Origin of the sequence: Rhizobium sophorae (assembly GCF_013087515.1) — a bacterium.
In the GTDB taxonomy this organism is placed as follows: Bacteria; Pseudomonadota; Alphaproteobacteria; order Rhizobiales; family Rhizobiaceae; genus Rhizobium; species Rhizobium sophorae.
The window spans coordinates 90,621-110,392 of record NZ_JABFCN010000055.1 but is presented as its reverse complement, the minus strand read 5'-3'; the positions used below and the strand labels follow the sequence as shown (position 1 = coordinate 110,392).

Sequence of the window (19,772 nt, the reverse complement as noted above, 5' to 3'; positions counted from 1 at the left end):
TTATCCTTTCGTCCAGCGCCACTGCGTCACCGGCATGGCCGGCCGCCAGCCGCTCATGCCGCCGACGGGCTGTGCGCGCGATATTTCGATCCGCGTGAGGAAGCCGCCACGTTTTGCATGTTCGGCGAGCAGTACCGCTTCCATCTCCAGCGTCACGGCATTGGCGACAAGCCGCCCTCCCCGCTTCAGCGCGGCAATCGCGGCATCGACAACACCCGGTTCGCTGCCGCCGCCGCCGAGGAAGATCACATCCGGTTCCGGCAGGCCCTTCAGCACATCGGGCGCCATACCTTCGACGACGGCGAGATGCGGCACGCCGAAAGCAGACGCGTTGCGGGCGGCACGTGCGGCCCGCTCGGGCGACTGCTCGACGGCGATCGCCTTCAGCGACGGATCGGCCAGCATCCATTCGATGCCGATCGAGCCCGAGCCAGCGCCGATATCCCAGAGCAGTTCGCCGTGACGGGGGCCAAGCGCCGAAAGCGTCATCGCCCGGATTTCGCGTTTGGTGATCTGTCCGTCATGCTCGAACAGTTCATCCTCGATTCCTGCGGTAAAAGGCAGGATGCGAGCCCCCTCCCCTGCCGCAACATTAACAGCGCAGACATTCAGAGGATCGATGTCCACGAGATCGAAATCCGCAGCCACAGCGCTTCTTTGCCGTTCCCGAGCGCCGCCAAGCGCCTCGAGCACGGTAAGCTGCGACTGACCGAAGCCGGTAGCGGCAAGCAGGGCAGCCAGATCGCCAGGCCCCTTCTCGTCCGAGGTCAGCGCGATGATGCGCCGCCCGGGGTGAAGATGCGGCCGGATCAGGTCGATCGGCCGTCCATGCAGGGAGATCGTCGCGACCTCCTGCAGCGGCCAGCCAAGGCGGGACGCGGCAAGGCTGAAGGCCGAGGGTGCGGGGATGGTGCGCATCTCGTCCGCCGCCACGTAGCGCGAGACTGTTGCGCCGACGCCGTAGAGGAACGGATCGCCGGAGGCGAGCACGACAACAGGCGTGCCGCGCCTTTTAATGATGGCCTCGACCGAGCGCTCGAACGGGCTCTGCCAGGAAAGCCTTTCACCTGTGATCAGCGATGCAGCAAGCGCGTGGTGGCGCGCGCCGCCGAAGACGGCAGGTGCGGTCGCAATCAGCCTCTTCGCCTCCTCGCCCAGCCCTTCTGGACCATCTTCGCCGATGCCGATAATAGTCAGCCAGCGCTGGCCGGACGCAGGAGCGACATCAGACATGGGAAGACCCCGCATCCTGATCCTTGGCGGCACCAGCGAGGCGCGGCTGCTGGCCGAGGCGCTCGCCGCGCGTGATGATTGCGATGTTCTTCTGTCGCTTGCCGGCCGCACTGAAAAACCGGCCACGCAGCCTGTTCCGGTTCGCATCGGCGGTTTCGGCGGCGCTGCCGCACTTGCCGATTTCCTGAAGGCCGGCGGATATGATCTGCTGATCGACGCCACGCACCCCTTCGCCGAGCGCATTTCGGCCAATGCCGCTTTCGCGGCTGAGACCACCGGCATTGCTGCCATCGCTCTGCGCCGTCCCGAATGGCAACGCGCGGCCGGCGATCGCTGGCGGGAGGTGCGGAGTATTCCGGAGGCCATCGAGGCGCTCGGCCCCTCCCCCCGCCATGTCTTCCTGGCGACGGGCCGGCAGGGCGCGCATCATACGGAAGCCGCACCGCAACATCACTACCTCGTCCGCAGCGTCGATCCCATAGAACCGCCGCTTGCGCTTAATAATGTCGAGTACATCCTCGAGCGTGGCCCGTTCACGCTGGAAGGCGAATGCGATCTGTTGAGGCAACACGACATCGACGTCATCGTCGCCAAGAATAGCGGCGGTGCCGCCACCTATGCGAAGATCGAGGCAGCCCGGCTGCTTGGCATCGAGGTGATGATGGTGGCGCGCGCGCCGGCCTCGACCGTCAAGGCGGTCGACACTGTCGAGGCGGTGCTGGCGGCGATCGATCACCTGTTTCCCCCCGCCATGAAGCGCGGCGTATAGACGAGGTCCAGTCTGCCTGGCCGCGTGACGATGCGTGTCTCGGCCGAGCCGATGATGATGCAGGTCGCCATATCGGCAATCGACGCATCTGCCTGCGACAGCTGCTGGACGGCGATACGTTCGTCCGGTCGCCCGGCCGCCCGCCCGAAAATCACCGGCGTTGCTGCAGGCAGATGCTCACGCAACAGCTTGAAGGCTTCGCCGAGCTGCCAGGGCCGCGCCCGGCTGATCGGATTATAGAGCGCGATGACAAAACCTGCCTTTGCCGCCAATACAAGACGGTTTTCTATTATATTCCAAGGTTTTAGATTGTCAGACAGCGATATGGCGCAGAAATCATGGCCAAGCGGAGCGCCGGCTCTTGCCGCCACGGCCAGCATCGCCGTGATGCCGGGCAGGATGATGAGATCGACCGCGCGCCACGCGGCCGGCCCGTTCTCAATCGCCTCGCAGACGGCCGCCGCCATGGCGAAGACGCCGGGGTCGCCGCCGGAGACGACGCAGACCTTGGCGCCATCGGCCGCCATGGCGAGCGCTGCCCCCGCCCTGTCGAGCTCCTCGCGATTGTCCGAGGCATGCCGCAGTTGATCGTGGCGGAGCTCCAGCCTGTCGAGATAGGGTCCGTAGCCGAAGAAATCCGTTGCCTGGTCGACAACGGCCAAAGCCTCCGGCGTCATCTGCTCGGGGTTGCCGGGACCGGTGCCGATCACGAAAAGCCTGCCGCTCATCGGCTGCCCTCCCAGCCCGGCACCAGCACGAGCGAAAAATACGGCGCATCGCCGTCGGTCCTGTCGGCAAGCCTTTCCATCGCCGCATTCGCCATTGTGCCGCGCTCGACATAGACGGCTTCCGCAAGCCGGCCGGCCGTTGCCAGCGCCCGGCGGATCTTCGGCAGATTGCGGCCGACCTTCATGATGACGGCGGCTTGCGTATCGGCAAGGCGGCGTGTCAGCTCGGTCTCGGCCATCGTACCGGGCAGTACGGTAAGCACGTCGTCGCCCTGGACGATCGGCATGCCCGCCAGCGACCAGCAGCCCGACATGGCGCTGATGCCCGGGATCACTTCCGTCGGATAGCGTGTGGAAAGCCTGACATGCAGGTGCATATAGGAGCCGTAGAAGAGTGGATCGCCTTCGCTGAGAACGGCGACAGTCAGCCCGGCATCAAGATGCCCGGCAACAGCTTTGGCAGACAGATCGTAGAATTGGGTGATCAGCCTCTGATAGCGTTCGTCGTTCTTGTCGATCTCGGTCGTCACCGGATAATAGAGCGGCAGCAGTGTCACCCCGGATTTCAGCAGCGGCTCGACGATCGCCTTGCCGTTGCCGCCCCTGCCCTGCTTAGCGAAATAGGCGATCACATCCGCGCCTTCGATGGCGCGCACGGCTTTGAGGGTGAGGAGCTCCGGATCGCCGGGACCCGTGCCGACGCCGATGAGACGGCCGCTTGTGGTCATAGGCCTGGCCTCGCCAATGCATTGATGGCGGCTGCGGTCATGGCGCTGCCGCCGAGCCGGCCGCGGACGATGGCAAAGGGTACGCCGTAGGAATTTTCCGCCAATGCATCCTTCGACTCCGCCGCGCCGACGAAGCCCACGGGCATGCCGAGGATCGCAGCGGGTTTCGGGGCGCCGTCGCGCAGGAGTTCGAGCAGATGGAAGAGGGCCGTCGGTGCATTGCCGATCGCGACAACGCTGCCGCCGAGCCGATCGAGCCAGAGATGCATGGCGGCGGCAGAGCGCGTATTGCCGGTCTCGCGCGCAAGCTCCGGTGTCGCGGGATCGCGCAGCGTGCAGATCACCTCGTTCAGCGCCGGCAGCCGCGCCCGGGTCACGCCCTGAGATACCATCTCCGCGTCGCAGAAGATCGGCGCGCCGCCCTTCAGCGCTTCGCGCGCCGCGCTGACGAAATCGGCCGAGAACAGGAAATGCTCCGCCGCCTCGACCAGCCCGCAGGCATGGATCATGCGCACGGCGATTTCGGCTTGGTCTTCGGTGAAGCGCGAAAGATCGGCCTCGGCACGGATGATGGCAAAGGAACGCTCGTAGATCGCATCGCCGCTGCGGATATAATCGTAGTCTGGCATTCCTATTCCTGTCGCAGCGCCTTCGAAACGCCGGTTGCGCCAAGCCGTGTAAGGCAGGCGGCGGTCGATTCGCCAGCATCTTTGTTGTCTTCGATGGCCCGGGCGAGCCTCTCTATAGCGAAATCGATCCGACCGCCAGCGATCCGTTCGTCCGGCTGATCCGCCGCAAGCCCATTGAGGATGAGGCCATAACCTTCCGCGGAGCCCGTCAGGGTCAGCGCCGGCCGGGCATGAGCGCAGCCCTTGGCACAGCCGGATAGATGAAGTGTCAGCGAACCATCGAAAAGGGCAGGTGCCGCGGCAATGAGCCGGCGCGCCAGGGTCCGCGTCTCGTAGAAGGCCGAGCCGCAGGCGCCGGCGCCGGCGCAGGCGGCGATATGCTCGGTATTCTCGCCGGGCTGGGTGCTGAAGCCATGTCTGGCTGCAGCGATGTGCATAGCCGGCACTGTATCGGCGGAAAGCCCGATGAAGAAAAAACCGCGACCGGGCGCAAGCCGGACGGCTGTTGCGCCACGATTCGTTGCAAGGTCAAGCAAGGCGATCAGATCGGAGGCTCTCATCTGCCCGAATTCCGGCCGGACGCCGAGTATGGTTTTGCCGTCCTCAAGCCTGTGCGAGCCGGCAAGCGGCATCCCTGCCGCGCGGGACGAAATGAATTGAATGTCATCCATTGCGGGAAAACGCGCCCGCAGAAGCGCCGGATCGATATCCCTTGCACGCCTGCCCTGCCCGAGGGTCGTCAGCAAGCTCAGAATTTCGCCAACGGCTGATATCGCAGCCTCCGTGGGACCGATGGCGACTGGCATTGCAGTTTCACCGTCGCCATTGATCGCGACAAGCCAATCTGTGGGGGATTGCGCGACGATACGGATATCGGCGGACAGCGCTGACAAGCCGAAGGCTCCGCCACCGTCAACGACGAGCGAGAGCTTTGGCGCGAGCCGCGGCGAGGCAAGCAGATCGTGGAGCGTGCTGCGCAAGGCCATTTCCATCGCGGCCGGATCGCTTCTCTCCTCCGGGTCGATTCCGTGCAGCGGCGATGTCTCGATCGCCGGCCCGTCCGGCACGGTGATCCCGGCGGCATCGATATCAGCGGCGAGCTGTCCGACCGTCTCAGCCCGAAGGCCTCGGATCTGCAGATTGCCGCGGGCAGTGATTTCCAGAATGCCGTTTCCATGTGCTGCGGCAGAGCGGGCAAGGCTTGCGAATTGCGACGGCGTCAACGCGCCGCTGGCCGGCCGCAGCCGTACCAGCAAACCGTCGCCCGTCGGCATGGGCGCCGCAAGGGCGGGGCAGGCGCCGCGTCTACGCATCGCCGTCGGGCGACCGCGCAGATCCGCCTCGCCCGTCCTGTCGCTCGCCTTTGCGGCCTTAATGCTCATTCTCGATCCTCTGGCCACTTCTTACATGATCGCCGCCGGGCCGGCAAAGCATGCTGGAAGCGCTTCGAACTGGCTATTCGTCGAAATCCCGGCCCTTGCGCAGGAGATAGATGTCCATGATCCAGCCGTGCCGCTGCCTGGCCTCGGCCCTGAGCGTCAGAATGTCGGTAGCAATGTCGCCAAGTCGTCCTGATCTGACGATCTCGTCCTTGGTACCGAGATAGGCGCCCCAGAAGATCTCGGCGTCGGGATCGTCGATCTTGGCAAAAGCCTGTTCGCCGTCAAGCATGACGACGGTGCTGTCGGCCAGAAGTCCGTCCTGCGCCAGCCTGCGGCCTGTGGTGACTTCGATCGGTTTGCCGACGAGGTTGACCGGGATCCTGTGGCTGGCCGCCAGCGCCTGGATGCTGGTGATGCCGGGAATGACGCTGTAGTCGAAAGCCACGCGGCCTTCCCGGCGCACGCGTTCGATGATGCGGATCGTGCTGTCGTAGAGACTGGGATCGCCCCAGACGAGAAAGGCGCCGCTGCCATCATCCGGGAGACCGGAGATCAGTTCTCCATAGATGCGGGCAATCTCGCCATGCCAGGTGTCGACGCTCTGCGCATAGGTCTTGTCTGTCGTCTGCCTTTGCGGCACTGCGAATTCTGAAATCCTGCCGGCCGGCTGGGAGATATAGCGTTCGCAGATCTCCCGCCGGATCTCGGCGAGCTCTTCCTTGCCGGCGCCCTTGACTGGCAGGAAGACCATGTCGGCCGCGTTCATCGCGTTGATTGCCTGTATGGTGAGGTGCTCCGGGTTGCCCGTGCCGATGCCGATGATATTGATATGCTTCAAGCGGATACTCCCCGTTGAGTCCTGGCGGTCTTGCCGAAAAAGCCTGGTCGCCGCAAGGGCCGAACAGGGAGTTGGCCGCGGCCAACCAGGCCTGTGGGTGCCATCAAAGCCCTGTTGTTGCTGCAAATCCCGAATCGTGTCACTTTCGATACGCTTTTTGACGCTATGTTGACAGAAAAGCGCATCGAAAAGGATTGGGTGTTTTGGACAACATTAGCGTATCGACGACAGATGTACGGATCGAGCGGCATGCGAACCAGCTTTCGCGGCAACTGAAGCTCCTCCGCGACAAGCTGTTCCCGCCGCTCTCGCAAAAGACGCTACGAACATTCTCCTCCGGCGAGGCCGCCCAGATGATCGGCGTCTCGGACGGCTATCTTCGCCAGCTTTCACTGGATGGCAAGGGACCGCAGCCGGATCTTGCCCAGAATGGCCGGCGTTCCTACACGCTCGGCCAGATCAACGAATTGCGCCAGTATATGGCCAAGCTCAAGCCGAAGGACGCGCTTTCCTATCAGCCGTGGCGTCGCCCTGGCGAAAAGCTGCAGACGGTTGCCGTCACCAATTTCAAGGGCGGTTCGGCCAAGACCACGACGACGCTCTATCTGGCGCAGTATCTGGCGCTGGCGGGTTACCGGGTGCTTGCGATCGATCTCGATCCGCAGGCCTCGCTCTCCTCCATGCTCGGTGTTCAGCCCGAATTCGATCTTTCCGAGGGCGATACGCTCTATGGCGCAATTCGTTACGATGCGGGCCGCAAGCCGCTGAAGGAGATCGTCCGCAAGACCTATTTCGACGGGCTGGATCTGGTGCCGGGCAATCTCGAACTGATGGAGTTCGAGCATGAGACGCCACGGGCACTGAACGACCGGCAGCGACCTGGCGAGCTGTTCTTCCGCCGCGTTGGCATCGCCATTGCCGAGGTCGAGGCCGATTACGACATCGTGGTGATCGACTGCCCTCCGCAGCTCGGTTACCTCACGCTCGGCGCCGTCTGCGCGGCAACATCGCTGCTCATCACCATCCATCCGCAAATGGTCGACGTCGCTTCCATGTCGCAGTTCCTGCTGATGACGTCGGATCTGCTTTCCGTTGTGCGCAGGGCCGGCGGCGATCTGCAGCATGACTTCATCAAATATGTCGTCACGCGTCACGAACCTTTCGATGCGCCGCAGTCGCAGATCGTCGCGCTGCTGCGCAGCCTCTTCAGTGATGATGTTTTGACGGCGACCATTCTCAAATCGACGGCGATCGCCGATGTCGGCCTGACCAAGCAGACGCTCTACGAGATCGAGAAGGGGCAGGTGCGCCGCTCGACTTATGACCGGGCGCTGGAATCGGTCAATGCCGCCAACGGCGAGGTTCTCGCCGGTATTCACAAAGCCTGGGGTCGAGCATGAGCAGACGCGATCGCCTGAAAGGTCTTTTCGACGATACGGCGCAGGAGTTGGCCGCGGCCAACTACGAGGAACCATCTTCGCGCGGATCGGCCGGGCCGGTTCGGACGATGGCGCTGACCCTTGGCCGCATGGAGGAAGAGAGCAGGGCGATGCAGGAGGCCTTGCTCTCCGGCGAACGCATCGTCGAACTCGATCCCGATCTGATTGATTCCTCCTTCGTCCGTGACCGCCTTGGCGACCAGCCCCTCGATATGGAAGACGAGCTGGTGCGGTCGATCGCCGAGAACGGCCAGGAAGTGCCGATCCTCGTTCGCCGCCATCCCAATGATGAGGACCGCTACCAGATCGCCTATGGCCATCGCCGCCTGCAGGCGGTCAAGCTGCTCGGCCTCAAGGTGCAGGCGATCGTCCGTAAGCTCGACGATACCGATGTCGTCATCGCGCAGGGCATCGAGAATTCGGCGCGCCGCAACCTTTCCTATATCGAGCGCGCGGTCTTTGCCCTTAATCTCGAGCTCAAGGGTTTTGAGCGTCCGGTCATCATGAAAGCGCTGTCGACGGACAAGACGGAGCTATCGAAGCTGATATCCGTCGCAAAAGCCATCCCCGCCGAAATCGTCAGGTCGGTCGGAGCCGCGCCTGGCATCGGGCGACGTAGGTGGATGGCGCTTGCTCAGGACTGGAATGGGATGACGGGCGCGCGGCTTGCGAAGCTCGTTGCCTCGGGAAGTTTCATGGCGGAAGAGAGCGACCGCCGTTTCGAGCTTTTGGTTGCCGAGCTCGCCAAGAAAGAAGCGAAACCCGAAACCACGGAATATGACTGGAAGCCGAAGAGCGACGGCAAGATTGCCGGTCGAATCAAGAGCGCCGGCAATTCCTTCACGATCGCGTTGAAGACCGGCGATGCGCCGGATTTCGGCGCTTACATTTCACGCCGTCTCGATGAGCTTTACGAAGCCTATCGGGCCGGCAAGTTGCAAGCAGGAGAGTAGACCGCAAAAGAAAAAAGCCTCCGAACGTTGCCGCCGCGGAAGCCTTTCTCATATCTGGACAATCTGAGAATCGCACTTCCTCGAATCACTGTCAAGCGTCTTCGGCATCCTTTTGGGTGGTAGGTTTCTTTTGCCTTGAGAAAAGGTGAGGGACATGGAGCCTCAATATGTATCGACGCCCTTTGGGCGGCGATCGATGACGCTTGGCATGCTGGCAAGTCAGCAAAGCGTCAGCAAGGTCGATCCGGACGCATCGGTCGACAAGTGGAAGATTTTTCGCGCGCTCTGCGAAGCAAAGGACATGGTCGGCGTATCCGACCGTGCGCTCGCTGTTCTCAACGCGCTGTTGACCTTCTACCCGAAGAACGAGATTGCCGAGGCCAACGGCTTCGTCGTCTTTCCCTCGAACGAGCAGCTGTCGTTGCGCACGCACGGCATGGCCGGCACGACGTTGCGGCGGAACCTGGCGATGCTGGTGGAAGCCGGCCTGATCATCCGGCGGGATAGTCCGAACGGGAAACGTTTTGCCCGGCGCAACGGCGAAGGCGGACTTGGAGAGGCATTTGGCTTCAGCTTGGCGCCGCTGCTGGTGCGCGCTCGCGAGATCGAGGCGCAGGCGGCTCAGGTGATGGCCGCCAAGCTCGAATGGAAGCGCCTGAGGGAGCGTCTGACACTTTGCCGGCGTGACATCACCAAGCTCATCGAGATCGCTCTGGAGGAGGAAATTGCCGGCGAATGGATCGAGATGCAGAAGCACTTCAATCTGCTTTCCGCAAGCCTGCCACGCCGCCCGTCGGCTGCCGAGATGGAAAGCCTGCTGGCCGATCTCGAAGCTTTCCGGGAATTGATCGTCAAGACGTTGGAATCGAAGTCGAAAACAGAAAAATCAGACGCCAATGATATCCAAAACGGTCGGCACATACATAATTCAAACCCACACCCTAAATCTGAACTTGAACCAGGCTTCAAACCGAAGCAGGGCGCAAAGCCGGAGGAAGAACCGCGGCATTGGCGCGAGCCGCCGAAATCCTTCCCCCTTGCCATGGTGCTGCAGGCCTGCCCGGAGATTATCGCTTACGGACCGGGCGGCGGCATCGGCAGCTGGCGCGATCTGATGGCCGCGGCCGTCCTTGTCCGTTCCACGCTTGGCGTCAGCCCCAGCGCCTATCAGCTGGCCTGCGATGTCATGGGGCCGGAAAACGCCGCCACCGTGATCGCCTGCATCCTGGAAAGGGGCGGACATATCAACTCGGCCGGCGGCTACCTGCGTGACCTGACGCGGCGGGCGGAGCGCGGCGAATTCTCGCTCGGACCGATGCTTATGGCGCTGATGCGGGCAAATGGTCCGACAGCGAGGATAACCGGATGAGCGGCTATGAAAAAGCTTCGCGCCAGCTCGGACTGTTAGAAGCATATGCGGCCGGTCGATCAGCCAGCGTATCGGCTTCATTCCCTCCAGTTTTGTTGAAATACACTGTTAACCATGTCATACATGGCGGAAGGAAACATGTATTTTGCTTCCATTTGTGAAAAACCGTAAAGCTTAACAATGCGCTACGATATCGACGGTGTGATGCTTCAAGCCCTGCTTCCAGCCCTTGCCGCGGCGGAGGATGCGGTGGCGCGGCTGGACGAGCGGGTGTTGCGCTCGCCGGTCGGCGAGGGATTTGCCGAACGCAGCCATTTCTTCGACGCCGCCGGCGCGCTCTGGGTGGCCGGCGAACTCGTGCATGTCGAAGATCTCGTTTTGCATGATGCGCATATGGATAGCCGCGCTCCCACCCACGAACTGACGATCGCCCATTCCGTGCTGCGGGCACGTCGGCGCATCTGGACGGGCGAACCTTCCTGGGCACTTGGCGTCTCGGGCCTTGCTGCGCTGACGGCGACCGGCGGGGAAGGGGAGGGGAAAGCGCAGGAAGCAAAGAGCCCCGCAGTTCCGGCCGAGACCGACGGAGAGGGCGAGGATGAGGACGGGCCGCTCGCTGCCGAGATGGCGGAGATCGATGCGCTTCTTGCCCGCTCGCAGAAGCTGCTCGACATCCACACCGGGAAAACGCCGGCAAGCGAGACGGCGGCCGTTACCCCGGCAAGACTCAACGAAGACCCTCTCGGCTTGCTCGGTGACGACGAGTGGGACGAGGAACAGCGGCTTGCGGAGTGGCGAAGCGTCCAGCCATTGGCCGATGGCTTGCCGCCGGTGCTCGGCGCCGTCATCCTCTTCGAAGCCTGGGAAAGGATAGAGCCGTTGCGGCGTCAGCACTGGCTCGGCGGCCTTCTGGTCGCAAGCCATCTACGCGCCCGCGGCAAAGTCGCCTCGCATCTGTTTTCTTTCTACGGCGGGCTGAAGCTGGTACGCCATGAGCGTCGTCGGGCTCGCGATCGGGCCACGCGGCTGCAATCCTTTCTGGAGGCGATGCATCTGGGTGCCGTGGCCGGCCTCAAGGAAATCGACCGCTTGACCTTGGCGCGCACGCAGATGGAGCTTCGCTTTCGCGGCCGCCGTTCGAACAGCAGTCTGCCGGAACTTGCCGATTTCATCCTGTCGCGGCCAATGGTCTCTGCGGCGATGATTGCCCGTCATCTGCGCATCACGCCGCGCGGCGCGCTGAATCTCGTCAACGAGATCGGCATTCGTGAAATTACCGGCCGCGGCCGCTATCGCGCCTGGGGTATCATCTAATGCATGTCGCCCAAAAGTGTGCATGGGGTTTTGGGACAACGACATGCATAAAACAAAGACTTAAAGCGCGTAGCATGATTCCGATTTGACGCGATGCGCTTTAAAACGAAAACGGCCGGGCGTTGACCCGGCCGTTTCCTTTAGGTGAGCACCCAGTCCGCCATCCTGTCACAGACTGCAGACCAGGCGCTCTTGCGCTTCCTTTGCCCCCAGAAGCGCAGTCCTATTCCCGCTCGCCGGTGAAGTTGAGCAGAAGCTGGAAGATGTTGACGAAGTTCAGGTAAAGCGAGAGCGCGCCGAAGACGGCGAGCTTCTGGTTCGATTCCTGATCGTAGTTTTCCGAATACTGTTCTTTGATGTTCTGCGTGTCGTAGGCGGTGAGACCGACGAAGACGACGATGCCGATCACCGAGATCGCAAACTGCAGCGCGCTCGAACCCAGGAAGATGTTGACGACCGAGGCGATGATGACGCCGAAGAGGCCCATCATCAGGAACGAGCCCATGCGCGAGAGGTCACGCTTCGTCGCATAGCCGTAAAGGCTGGTGGCGCCGAACATCGTGGCGGTGATGAAGAAGGTCCGCGCGATGCTCATCCCGGTGAAGACCAGGAAGACGGAAGCGAGCGACAGGCCCATCACGGCGCAGAAGGCCCAGAAGGTGATCTGGGCGGTGCTGGCCGACATCGTCTGGATCTTGAACGAGAAGAAGAAGACGAAGGCGAGCGGCGCAAGCATCACCACCCACTTCAGCGGCGAGCCGAAGATCGGCACGTAGAGTGCCGGCGTCGAGCCGACGACAAAGGCGACGAGGCCTGTTATGACGAGGCCGAGAGCCATATAGTTGTAGACGCGCAGCATATGCTGGCGCAGGCCTTCGTCGAAGAGGGCCTGGGAGCCGGCGACGGCGCCGTAGCGGGGATTGATCGGGTTCATGCTGATCTCCTCGGTTTGAATTAATAGAGAGAGCGGGCGAGCCGTTCGGCCGCCTGGTCGAGATTGAGACCGCTATCGTCGGCGATAAGCGCATAAGCGACCTCGCCGATCTGCCAATAGGCGGCTTCTGCTTTTTCCAGCGTGAGATGGCTGACCGGCTTGACCTCGAAGGCGCCCGGACGGACGGCGAAAAGCGACAGTTGCTTTCCATCCGATTGTTCGATCGCCATCTCGACGCTGGGGCCGAATTCGGACGGGAAGATCTGCACGTCGGCGACCTTCCAATCCCTGGGCAGTTCGGGCATCACGATCGCGGTGGCGGCGCGAATATCGTCGGCGCTATAGGTGGCCGGCGTCTGCGGAGGCATGGATTGGCGCAGGGCCGCGGTCTGATAGGCGCGAACGGCATCCTCGACATAGGCGGGTGCCGGGACCGATGCCACCACCTCGGTGGCCGAAAAGGCGCCGAACGAGTTGTGCGCCACCCAGCCTGCCGCGATCAGAATGCCGACGGCGGCAACGCGCTGCATCGAATGGAAGATGCGGCCATAGGATAGGCCACGTTCCAGCCGGCGGGCGGCATCGCGGGTCTCGGGGCGACCAAAGGCACTTTCGCCGGCAAGCGCCAGACGCAGTTCGCCCCTCATGCTGAGGTCGGCCATGACCTTGGCGGCAATCGCCGGATGCTCGGAAAGATAGGATTCCACCTGGATGCGACGGGCGACATCGAGCTCGCCATCCACATAGGCGTCGAGATCGGCATCGAGGATCGGATCAATTGCTTTCATTGCCGTTCCCTCCGATGATTCTCAGATGCGAAACTCGCGGGGTCTTCTCCTCGAATTCGCGCAGTTGAGCGCGGGCGCGGGAGATGCGCGACATCAACGTTCCCACCGGAATGCCGAGCGCCTGGGCGGCTTCCTGGTAGGAAAGGTCTTCGATCGCAACGAGATGCAGCGCCTCGCGCTGTTCCTCCGGCAGGTCGAAGAAGGCATCGCGCACCTGCTGCAGGCGCACGGCATGTTCCTGGCCGGCCGGCAGCGACTGATCGGCTTCGACAGCCGCCTCATCGTGGCGGCGCGTCAGCGACCGGTTCCGGCGAAGACGATCGATATGGGCATTGTGGAGGATGGAGAGCAGCCAGGTGCGCAGGTTGCCGCCGCTGCGGAAGCTCTTTCGCTTCTCGAAGGCGCGCACCAGCGCATCGTGCACCAGATCCTCCGCCTCGTCCGAATTGCGCACCAGCGAGCGAGCATAGCGCCTCAGCGCTGCAAGCTGTCCGATGACGTCGAAGGGGCGTTCTTTGCGTTCCATGATTGAGTATACGCAAGAGCTGCGGGTTTTATTCCCAGCAGACGTAAAAAAATCGTTAGTCTTCTCAAGCGGACGGACGCCTCAAATCGTCGATTGTTTATGACAGTTACATGACAGATCATGACGCCGTTGATTTGCAGGGGAAAATCAAGAATGAAGGAAAAGAAGCGGGTCTACGAAGCTCTCGTGGACGGCGCCATGGAAGGGCTGACGGATGATGCGCTCTATGATTTCGTCAAGGCGCGTTGTCCGAAGGCCACCAGCAAGAAGATCGTCCGGGCCTCGCTTCTGGCGCTGATGGATCGTCATCTCAGAGACCGCAATATTCTCGACGTGATCTATGCGCTGGCGATCAAGCATCGGTTGGATGACGGCGTGCTGGATGACGGCGAAGACGAGGAGCCCGACGAGCGGACTCAACCCTCGCAGGCAGCCAACCAGAACCTGCCACAGCTTTCCTGATGCAGGTTGCCTGAAATGGTCAGCCGCCGTCCGAAAGCTCTTCGAGGATCGGACAGTCAGGCCTGTCGTTGCCGTGGCAGGCATGCACGAGATGCTCCAGCGTCCGGCGCAACTCCGTCAGCTCGCGGATCTTGCGGTCGATCTCGGTAAGCTTTGTCTGAGCAATATCCTTGACGTCGGCGCTCGCCCGGTCCTTGTCCTCATAGAGCGCCAGCAATTGCCGGCATTCCTCGACGGAAAAGCCGAGGCCGCGCGAGCGCTGCAGGAAACGCAGCTTGTGGACATCGGTTGTGGCATAGTCGCGATAGCCGTTTCCGCCCCTGTCGGGGCGGATGAGGCCGATATCCTCGTAGTAGCGGATGGTCTTCGAAGGCAGGCCGGACCGTTCCGATGCTTCGCCGATATTCATTGCCATCTCCTATAATTTTGCAAAGCGCAGTCTCAGCGCATTGGAAATGACCGAAACGGACGAGAGGCTCATCGCTGCCGCGGCGATCATCGGCGAAAGCAGCAGCCCGAAGATCGGATAGAGCATGCCGGCTGCGACCGGCACGCCGAGCGCATTATAGCCGAAGGCGAAGCCGAGATTCTGGCGGATGTTTCGCATCGTTGCCTCCGCCAGCCGCCGCGCCCTGACGATGCCGTTCAGGTCGCCCTTTACCAATGTGATGCCGGCGCTTTCCATCGCGACGTCGGCGCCGGTACCCATGGCAATGCCGACATCGGCGGCAGCGAGCGCCGGCGCGTCGTTGACGCCGTCGCCGGCCATGGCGATGATGGCGCCCTTGGCACGCAACTCGTCGATCAGCGCCTTCTTGCCTTCCGGAAGCACATCGGCGCGAACCTCGTCGATGCCGAGGCTTTTTGCCACCGCACGCGCCGTGCGCTCGTTGTCGCCCGTCGCCATGATGATCTTCAGACCGCTGTCGTGGAGTGCCTTGATGGCGGCTGCTGTCGTCGGCTTGATCCTGTCGGCAACGGCGACCAGACCGGCAAGCGCGCCGTCGAACACCACGAACATCACCGTCTTGCCGTCGCCGCGCAGGGCCTCGGTCTTCTCGGCAAGTGCGGCTGGATCAATGCCGAGATCGGTAAGCATCGCTGCGTTGCCGAGGGCTACCATCATATCGCCGGCAAGACCCTGAACGCCCTTGCCGGTCTTTGCTTCGAAACCGGTGACCTCCACGAACGGGACGCCACGCTCCTCGGCGCCGGAAACGATCGCTTCGGCCAGCGGATGTTCGGAGCCGCGCTCCAGGCTTGCCGCCAGCGACAGCAACCGGCTTTCCTCGACACCGCCGAAGGCGATGATATCGGTAAGCTTCGGCTTTCCTTCGGTCAGCGTACCAGTCTTGTCGACGATCAGCGTGTCGACCTTGGAAAAGCGCTCGAGTGCTTCGGCGTCCTTGATCAGCACGCCCTCCTGCGCCCCGCGCCCGGTCGCGATCATGATCGACATCGGCGTCGCGAGGCCGAGTGCACAGGGGCAGGCAATGATCAGAACGGCGACGGCGGCAAGCAGGCCATTCGCCATGCGCGGCTCCGGCCCGATCGCGGCCCAGACGAGGAAGGCAAGGATGGCAGCGGCGACCACCGCCGGCACGAAGACGGCCGACACCCGGTCGACCGCGCCCTGGATCGGCGCGCGCGAGCGTTGCGCCGTGGCGACCATGTCGACGATGCGCGACAGCACCATGTCGGCGCCGACCTTCTCGGCGGCCATGACGAAGGTGCCGTTCTTGTTGATCGTGCCGCCGGTCAGCGGGTCGCCCTTCGACTTCTCCAAAGGCAGGGGCTCACCAGTGATCATCGACTCGTCGACGGTCGACTGGCCTTCGAGGACGGAGCCGTCCACCGGCACCCGTTCGCCGGGGCGCACGCGCAGCCGGTCACCAGTCTGGATATCGTCCACCGGCACGTCACTCTCGCTACCCTCGTCGTCGATGCGCCGCGCCGTCTTCGGCGCAAGGTCGAGAAGAGCGCGGATCGCTGAGCCGGTGCGTTCGCGTGCTTTCAATTCCAGCACCTGGCCGACGAAGACGAGCGCGACGATGACGGCGGCCGCCTCGAAATAGACGGGCACGGCCGCGCCATGGCCATGGAAGCTCATCGGGAAGATGCCGGGCGCAAGCGTCGCGACGACGCTGTAGACATAGGCGGTGCCGACGCCGAGACCGATCAGCGTCCACATATTCGGGCTGCGGTTGACGACAGACGCCCATGCGCGGCGGAAGAAGGGGAGGGCTGCCCAGAGCACCACAGGTGTTGCCAGCAGCAGTTCGATGATGGTCGCCTGCGGCTCGCCGATCACTTCCCGAAGCGGCAGGCCGAGCATCGGCCCCATGCCGAGCGCCAGCAGCGGCACGGCAAGGGTGGCGCTGACCCAGAGCCGCCTGACGAAATCGACGAGTTCCGGGTTCGGGCCTTCGTCAGCAGGCGGAATGCCCATCGGCTCCAGCGCCATGCCGCATTTCGGGCAGTCGCCGGGACGATCACTGACGACTTCGGGATGCATCGGGCAGGTATAGAGCGTGCCCGCCGGCGCCGGCTTCGCCGGCGGGCGCTTGCCGTCGCGGTAGGCTGACGGGTCGGCTTCGAACTTCGCTTGGCAGGCCGCCGAGCAGAAAAAGAATTTCTCACCGTCGACTTTCAGAAAGTGTTTCGCCGTCGAGCGATCGACGGTCATGCCGCAGACGGGGTCCTTCGCCGTCAAATAATCCTCAGGTGCAGCCGCAAACTTCGTCCGGCAGCCCTCGGAGCAGAAATGATGGGTGCGACCGTCATGATCGAGCGAGGGCTTGCCGGATTGCGGATCGACCGTCATGCCGCAGACAGGATCACGGATCATGGCGCTTGCGGCCTGCTCCTGTTCATGACCGCAATGGCCATGATCGTCGCCATCGGCGTGGCTGTGATGGTGATCGTGTTCGTGCTTGATATCCATGACTATCTCCGGCGCTCGGAGGGCGCTTGGATATACTTATCAACCTTCCAGCGACTGGAAGGTCAAGAACTATTTTCATGGGCGAGATTTTTACGGCGGCTGATCCTCAGATCGGGGTAATCAGCCCGACCGGCTGGCTCCCCAGCAGGGCGGCGACCGAAATGCTGCCCCCGGGCTCGATCGTCTTTCCGGTCACCAGATCCGCCTTCAGACCGTGAAGCGGGGAGGGGGCGGCGATCGCCGTATCCTCCCAGAATTCCGGACCGGCAAAGAGTACGCCCGGATCGAGCCAGCCGAACATCAGCCGCGGCGCCGCGATGATGGCGAAATCACCCTTATGCACGCGGGCAAAAGCAAGCACATGGTCGCGCCGGCTGCCCGTCACCTTCAGCGGCAGATAGTCGCCTCCAGCAAAGAGCTCTGCCTGCCGCTGGCGCAGCTGCAGGCCGATCCAGACGAGGCGCTGCTTCAGCGCTGCCGCCGGCAGCTTGGCGATCGGCCCGGCTTCATCAAGCCAGGCCGTCAGCCGCAGATGATCGACCGGCCGGCGGTTGTCGGGATCGACGAGGCTGAAATCGAAGCCCTCCGCACCCTGATAGATATCGGGAATGCCGGGGGCCGTCAGCTTGAGCAGCGTCTGCGACAGGCTGTTGAGGTAACCCGCAGCGATGAAAGGCTGCAGCACCCTTTCGAAATCCTCGAGGAAGACGTCATTGTCAGGCGAAACCAGCGCCGCAGCATAGTTGGTGACCGCTTCCTCGTAAGCGGCATCCTGTTCCGTCCAGCCGCTGCGCAGTTTTGCCTCGCGCACCGCCTTGACCGCATAATCGGTAAAGCGTTCGCGGAGTTCTTCCGTCTGTCCTCTGTCGAAATCCTCCGGCCAGATGCCGGCCAGCGCCTGATAGAGCATCCATTCGACATTGGGTTCCGGCGCGGCACCCTCCGGCAGATCCTTCAGCCACGGCCGGTTCATCTCGCGCCAACGCTCGACCGCCTGTGCGAAAACATCCGCGCCCTCGCTCAATGCATAAAGCCTTGCGCGCGCATCCTCGCCGCGTTTGGTGTCGTGGGTGGCGCTTGCCGAAAGCCCATGCGGCTGCAGCCGCGCCCGCTCGGCCATGCGGCGGTGGAATTCCTCCGGGCCGCCAGGCGCCTTGTCCGGTTCGCCGCCGACTTCGTTTGCGGCAAGCAGCCTGTTATACCGGTAAAATAGCGTATCTTCCGTCGCCTTCGCCATCACCGGTCCGCTCAATTGCTGGAAGCGGATACGGAAATCGTGGGCTGTGTCACCTTCGACCTTGCCTTCGAGAAGCTTCAGCACATGGTCGCATGCACGCCGATCGTCTAGCCGCGCCATGGCTTGCGAGGCGGAGGCCGCAAGCACCGCTGAATCCTGCCAGGAAAGCGGGCCGCCGTCGCCATAGGTGCGGTAGACCGGAAAGGCGATCAGCAATTCCGTGAGCGCGGTGGCGATCTCGTCTCTTTTCACCTCGGGAAAGATGCCGGCCGCGATCGACACCAGCCTGTCGGTCTCACCGGCGAAATTGCGTTCGACCATCAGCCGCTTGGCAGTCCGCCGGCCCTCCTCGAGTTTGCCGGTCTCTCCGGCGATACCGCGATAGGCATCGTCCAATATACGCAGACCGCCGCCGTCGATGAACAGCTCGCTGAGTGCGGCGATGAATTCATATCCCGTGGTGCCGGCGACCGGCCAGCTCTCCGGCAGGACCTCACCGGCGCCAAGGATCTTTTCCACGACGATATAGGTGTCCGGTCCGGCCGCCTCCCGCAGCCTGTCGAGATAGGCCGTGGGTTCGGCGAGCCCGTCGACATGGTCGATGCGCAAGCCCTGGACCTTGCCATGGTGCACCAGCTCGATCACCAGCCGGTGCATGTCCTCGAACACGGCTGGATCTTCGACGCGGATGCCGACCAGTCCGGTCACCTCGAAAAAGCGGCGATAGCTCAGATGTCGTGCCGCGTCCTTCCAATGGGTCAGTCGCCAATGCTGCGCCTCATGCAGGCTTCTCATGAAATCGCGATCGGCCGAGACGTCATCGAGCTTCTGCCGGAGGACTGCCCGATCGCCGCCTTCAAAGAGGATATCGCGCATAGCGCGGTTGAAGTTCTCGCCGGAGGTTACGGCCGCAGCCTCCGCCATTCTGGTGGCAACCGGATCGTCGAGCAGATCAGCGATCGCTCCGTAACTTGTGGGGTTCAGCGGCAACAGCGTCTCGAAATAACCGAAGGCGAAATTGCCGTGCGTTTCGTCGAGCGTAATGCGCAGTTCGCCGTCGGCCAGTGCTCCCTCGAAGTCCTGACCGAGCTGCGGCAGGGTCAGCGGTTCGCTCCAGTCAATGTCGAAGTGGCTGAAATAGGCGCTTTGCCGGCCAAATGTCAGCACGTCGCGCCACCAGCCGTTTTCCGGCGAGGCTGCCATGTGGTTCGGGACGATGTCGAGGATCAGCCCCATGCCTGCCGAGGCAAGGGTTTCCGTCAGGCGCTCGAATCCGGCTCGGCCGCCGAGCGCCGGGTCGATTTCGTTGACGTCTGTCACGTCATAGCCGTGGGTCGAACCACTGACAGCGCAGAAGATCGGCGAGGCGTAGAGGTGGCTGATGCCGAGCGTCTTGAGGTAGGGGACGAGGTCGCAGGCGCGATCGAAGGTCATGCCGTTGCGGAATTGTATCCGGTAGGTCGCTGTCGGAAGTGTCATGGGGCCGTCTGACGTTGGAA

The 19,772-nt window shown here is 62.9% G+C and carries 18 protein-coding genes; 6 read left to right on the top strand and 12 right to left on the bottom strand.

Annotated elements, in window-relative coordinates; translation table 11 throughout:
- Positions 1-1,233: a precorrin-6y C5,15-methyltransferase (decarboxylating) subunit CbiE gene (cbiE, locus tag G9X64_RS29865; protein ID WP_171377988.1), complete on the bottom strand. Its 1,233-nt coding sequence runs from the start codon at positions 1,231-1,233 to the stop codon at positions 1-3.
- Here cbiE and G9X64_RS29860 point away from each other — a divergent pair.
- Positions 1,232-2,002, top strand: coding sequence for a cobalt-precorrin-6A reductase (locus tag G9X64_RS29860; RefSeq protein WP_168315193.1), 771 nt, complete (start codon positions 1,232-1,234; stop codon positions 2,000-2,002). The two genes, cbiE and G9X64_RS29860, sit on opposite strands and share 2 nt — an antisense overlap.
- Here the strand turns inward: G9X64_RS29860 and G9X64_RS29855 are convergent.
- The 5 genes from G9X64_RS29855 to cobF all read right to left on the bottom strand — a co-directional run bounded on the left by G9X64_RS29855 (position 1,966) and on the right by cobF (position 6,307).
- On the bottom strand, positions 1,966-2,730 hold the full coding sequence (locus G9X64_RS29855) for a precorrin-3B C(17)-methyltransferase (RefSeq protein WP_168315194.1): 765 nt from the start codon (positions 2,728-2,730) through the stop codon (positions 1,966-1,968). The two genes, G9X64_RS29860 and G9X64_RS29855, sit on opposite strands and share 37 nt — an antisense overlap.
- The gene (locus G9X64_RS29850) at positions 2,727-3,458 is read right to left on the bottom strand and encodes a precorrin-2 C(20)-methyltransferase (protein ID WP_168310418.1); all 732 of its coding nucleotides are present in this window, start codon (positions 3,456-3,458) and stop codon (positions 2,727-2,729) included. The genes G9X64_RS29855 and G9X64_RS29850 overlap by 4 nt, the downstream gene beginning before the upstream one ends.
- Positions 3,455-4,087, bottom strand: a complete 633-nt coding sequence (locus G9X64_RS29845) for a precorrin-8X methylmutase (RefSeq protein ID WP_168315196.1) — start codon at positions 4,085-4,087, stop codon at positions 3,455-3,457. The genes G9X64_RS29850 and G9X64_RS29845 overlap by 4 nt, the downstream gene beginning before the upstream one ends.
- Before the next feature lie 2 nt (positions 4,088-4,089).
- Positions 4,090-5,469 (bottom strand): precorrin-3B synthase, encoded by a 1,380-nt coding sequence (cobG, locus tag G9X64_RS29840; RefSeq protein ID WP_171377987.1) that lies wholly within the window; start codon positions 5,467-5,469, stop codon positions 4,090-4,092.
- A 73-nt stretch (positions 5,470-5,542) separates the two neighbouring features.
- Complete coding sequence (gene cobF, locus G9X64_RS29835) at positions 5,543-6,307, bottom strand: precorrin-6A synthase (deacetylating) (RefSeq protein WP_171377986.1); 765 nt, start codon at positions 6,305-6,307, stop codon at positions 5,543-5,545.
- Between the two features lie 203 nt (positions 6,308-6,510).
- Between cobF and repA the strand changes: the two genes are divergently transcribed.
- From repA to G9X64_RS29815, 4 genes are all read left to right on the top strand, one after another.
- The gene (repA, locus tag G9X64_RS29830) at positions 6,511-7,707 is read left to right on the top strand and encodes a plasmid partitioning protein RepA (protein WP_168310414.1); all 1,197 of its coding nucleotides are present in this window, start codon (positions 6,511-6,513) and stop codon (positions 7,705-7,707) included.
- Positions 7,704-8,699, top strand: coding sequence for a plasmid partitioning protein RepB (repB, locus tag G9X64_RS29825; RefSeq protein WP_171377985.1), 996 nt, complete (start codon positions 7,704-7,706; stop codon positions 8,697-8,699). Before repA ends, repB begins: the two co-directional genes overlap by 4 nt.
- A gap of 154 nt (positions 8,700-8,853) precedes the next feature.
- Positions 8,854-10,068, top strand: coding sequence for a plasmid replication protein RepC (repC, locus tag G9X64_RS29820; protein ID WP_171377984.1), 1,215 nt, complete (start codon positions 8,854-8,856; stop codon positions 10,066-10,068).
- Positions 10,069-10,248: 180 nt separating this feature from the next.
- Complete coding sequence (locus tag G9X64_RS29815) at positions 10,249-11,382, top strand: RHE_PE00001 family protein (RefSeq protein WP_168310411.1); 1,134 nt, start codon at positions 10,249-10,251, stop codon at positions 11,380-11,382.
- A 223-nt stretch (positions 11,383-11,605) separates the two neighbouring features.
- On the opposite strand, the gene G9X64_RS29810 is transcribed toward G9X64_RS29815, so the two are convergent.
- Genes G9X64_RS29810 through G9X64_RS29800 form a run of 3 tightly spaced genes read right to left on the bottom strand, consistent with a single transcriptional unit; the run spans position 11,606 to position 13,630 of the window.
- On the bottom strand, positions 11,606-12,316 hold the full coding sequence (locus G9X64_RS29810; protein WP_168266777.1) for a Bax inhibitor-1/YccA family protein: 711 nt from the start codon (positions 12,314-12,316) through the stop codon (positions 11,606-11,608).
- A 20-nt stretch (positions 12,317-12,336) separates the two neighbouring features.
- The gene (locus G9X64_RS29805; RefSeq protein ID WP_168310410.1) at positions 12,337-13,104 is read right to left on the bottom strand and encodes an anti-sigma factor family protein; all 768 of its coding nucleotides are present in this window, start codon (positions 13,102-13,104) and stop codon (positions 12,337-12,339) included.
- Positions 13,091-13,630, bottom strand: coding sequence for a sigma-70 family RNA polymerase sigma factor (locus tag G9X64_RS29800; protein ID WP_168310409.1), 540 nt, complete (start codon positions 13,628-13,630; stop codon positions 13,091-13,093). The genes G9X64_RS29805 and G9X64_RS29800 overlap by 14 nt, the downstream gene beginning before the upstream one ends.
- Positions 13,631-13,783: 153 nt before the next feature.
- Here G9X64_RS29800 and G9X64_RS29795 point away from each other — a divergent pair, with 153 nt between their 5' ends.
- Entirely contained in the window at positions 13,784-14,092 is a 309-nt protein-coding gene (locus tag G9X64_RS29795) for a hypothetical protein (protein WP_171377983.1), read from the top strand.
- Between the two features lie 19 nt (positions 14,093-14,111).
- On the opposite strand, the gene cueR is transcribed toward G9X64_RS29795, so the two are convergent.
- From cueR to treY, 3 genes are all read right to left on the bottom strand, one after another.
- Positions 14,112-14,501: a Cu(I)-responsive transcriptional regulator gene (cueR, locus tag G9X64_RS29790; protein WP_168310407.1), complete on the bottom strand. Its 390-nt coding sequence runs from the start codon at positions 14,499-14,501 to the stop codon at positions 14,112-14,114.
- Positions 14,502-14,510: 9 nt separating this feature from the next.
- The gene (locus G9X64_RS29785; RefSeq protein WP_171377982.1) at positions 14,511-17,036 is read right to left on the bottom strand and encodes a heavy metal translocating P-type ATPase; all 2,526 of its coding nucleotides are present in this window, start codon (positions 17,034-17,036) and stop codon (positions 14,511-14,513) included.
- Between the two features lie 106 nt (positions 17,037-17,142).
- A complete protein-coding gene (gene treY / locus G9X64_RS29780; RefSeq protein WP_171377981.1) occupies positions 17,143-19,752 on the bottom strand; it encodes a malto-oligosyltrehalose synthase in 2,610 nt (869 codons plus the stop codon).
- Positions 19,753-19,772 lie beyond the last annotated feature (20 nt).

What these genes read in the sequence shown, in the direction of transcription:
- treY (WP_171377981.1), bottom strand. Translation starts at nt 19,752, where the DNA reads ATGACACTTCCGACAGCGACCTACCGGATACAATTCCGCAACGGCATG.
- G9X64_RS29850 (WP_168310418.1), bottom strand. Translation starts at nt 3,458, where the DNA reads ATGACCACAAGCGGCCGTCTCATCGGCGTCGGCACGGGTCCCGGCGAT.
- G9X64_RS29845 (WP_168315196.1), bottom strand. Translation starts at nt 4,087, where the DNA reads ATGCCAGACTACGATTATATCCGCAGCGGCGATGCGATCTACGAGCGT.
- G9X64_RS29805 (WP_168310410.1), bottom strand. Translation starts at nt 13,104, where the DNA reads ATGAAAGCAATTGATCCGATCCTCGATGCCGATCTCGACGCCTATGTG.
- cobG (WP_171377987.1), bottom strand. Translation starts at nt 5,469, where the DNA reads ATGAGCATTAAGGCCGCAAAGGCGAGCGACAGGACGGGCGAGGCGGAT.
- G9X64_RS29785 (WP_171377982.1), bottom strand. Translation starts at nt 17,036, where the DNA reads ATGGATATCAAGCACGAACACGATCACCATCACAGCCACGCCGATGGC.
- G9X64_RS29860 (WP_168315193.1), top strand. Translation starts at nt 1,232, where the DNA reads ATGGGAAGACCCCGCATCCTGATCCTTGGCGGCACCAGCGAGGCGCGG.
- G9X64_RS29800 (WP_168310409.1), bottom strand. Translation starts at nt 13,630, where the DNA reads ATGGAACGCAAAGAACGCCCCTTCGACGTCATCGGACAGCTTGCAGCG.
- cueR (WP_168310407.1), bottom strand. Translation starts at nt 14,501, where the DNA reads ATGAATATCGGCGAAGCATCGGAACGGTCCGGCCTGCCTTCGAAGACC.
- repB (WP_171377985.1), top strand. Translation starts at nt 7,704, where the DNA reads ATGAGCAGACGCGATCGCCTGAAAGGTCTTTTCGACGATACGGCGCAG.
- cbiE (WP_171377988.1), bottom strand. Translation starts at nt 1,233, where the DNA reads ATGTCTGATGTCGCTCCTGCGTCCGGCCAGCGCTGGCTGACTATTATC.
- G9X64_RS29810 (WP_168266777.1), bottom strand. Translation starts at nt 12,316, where the DNA reads ATGAACCCGATCAATCCCCGCTACGGCGCCGTCGCCGGCTCCCAGGCC.
- G9X64_RS29855 (WP_168315194.1), bottom strand. Translation starts at nt 2,730, where the DNA reads ATGAGCGGCAGGCTTTTCGTGATCGGCACCGGTCCCGGCAACCCCGAG.
- repC (WP_171377984.1), top strand. Translation starts at nt 8,854, where the DNA reads ATGGAGCCTCAATATGTATCGACGCCCTTTGGGCGGCGATCGATGACG.
- G9X64_RS29815 (WP_168310411.1), top strand. Translation starts at nt 10,249, where the DNA reads ATGCGCTACGATATCGACGGTGTGATGCTTCAAGCCCTGCTTCCAGCC.
- G9X64_RS29795 (WP_171377983.1), top strand. Translation starts at nt 13,784, where the DNA reads ATGAAGGAAAAGAAGCGGGTCTACGAAGCTCTCGTGGACGGCGCCATG.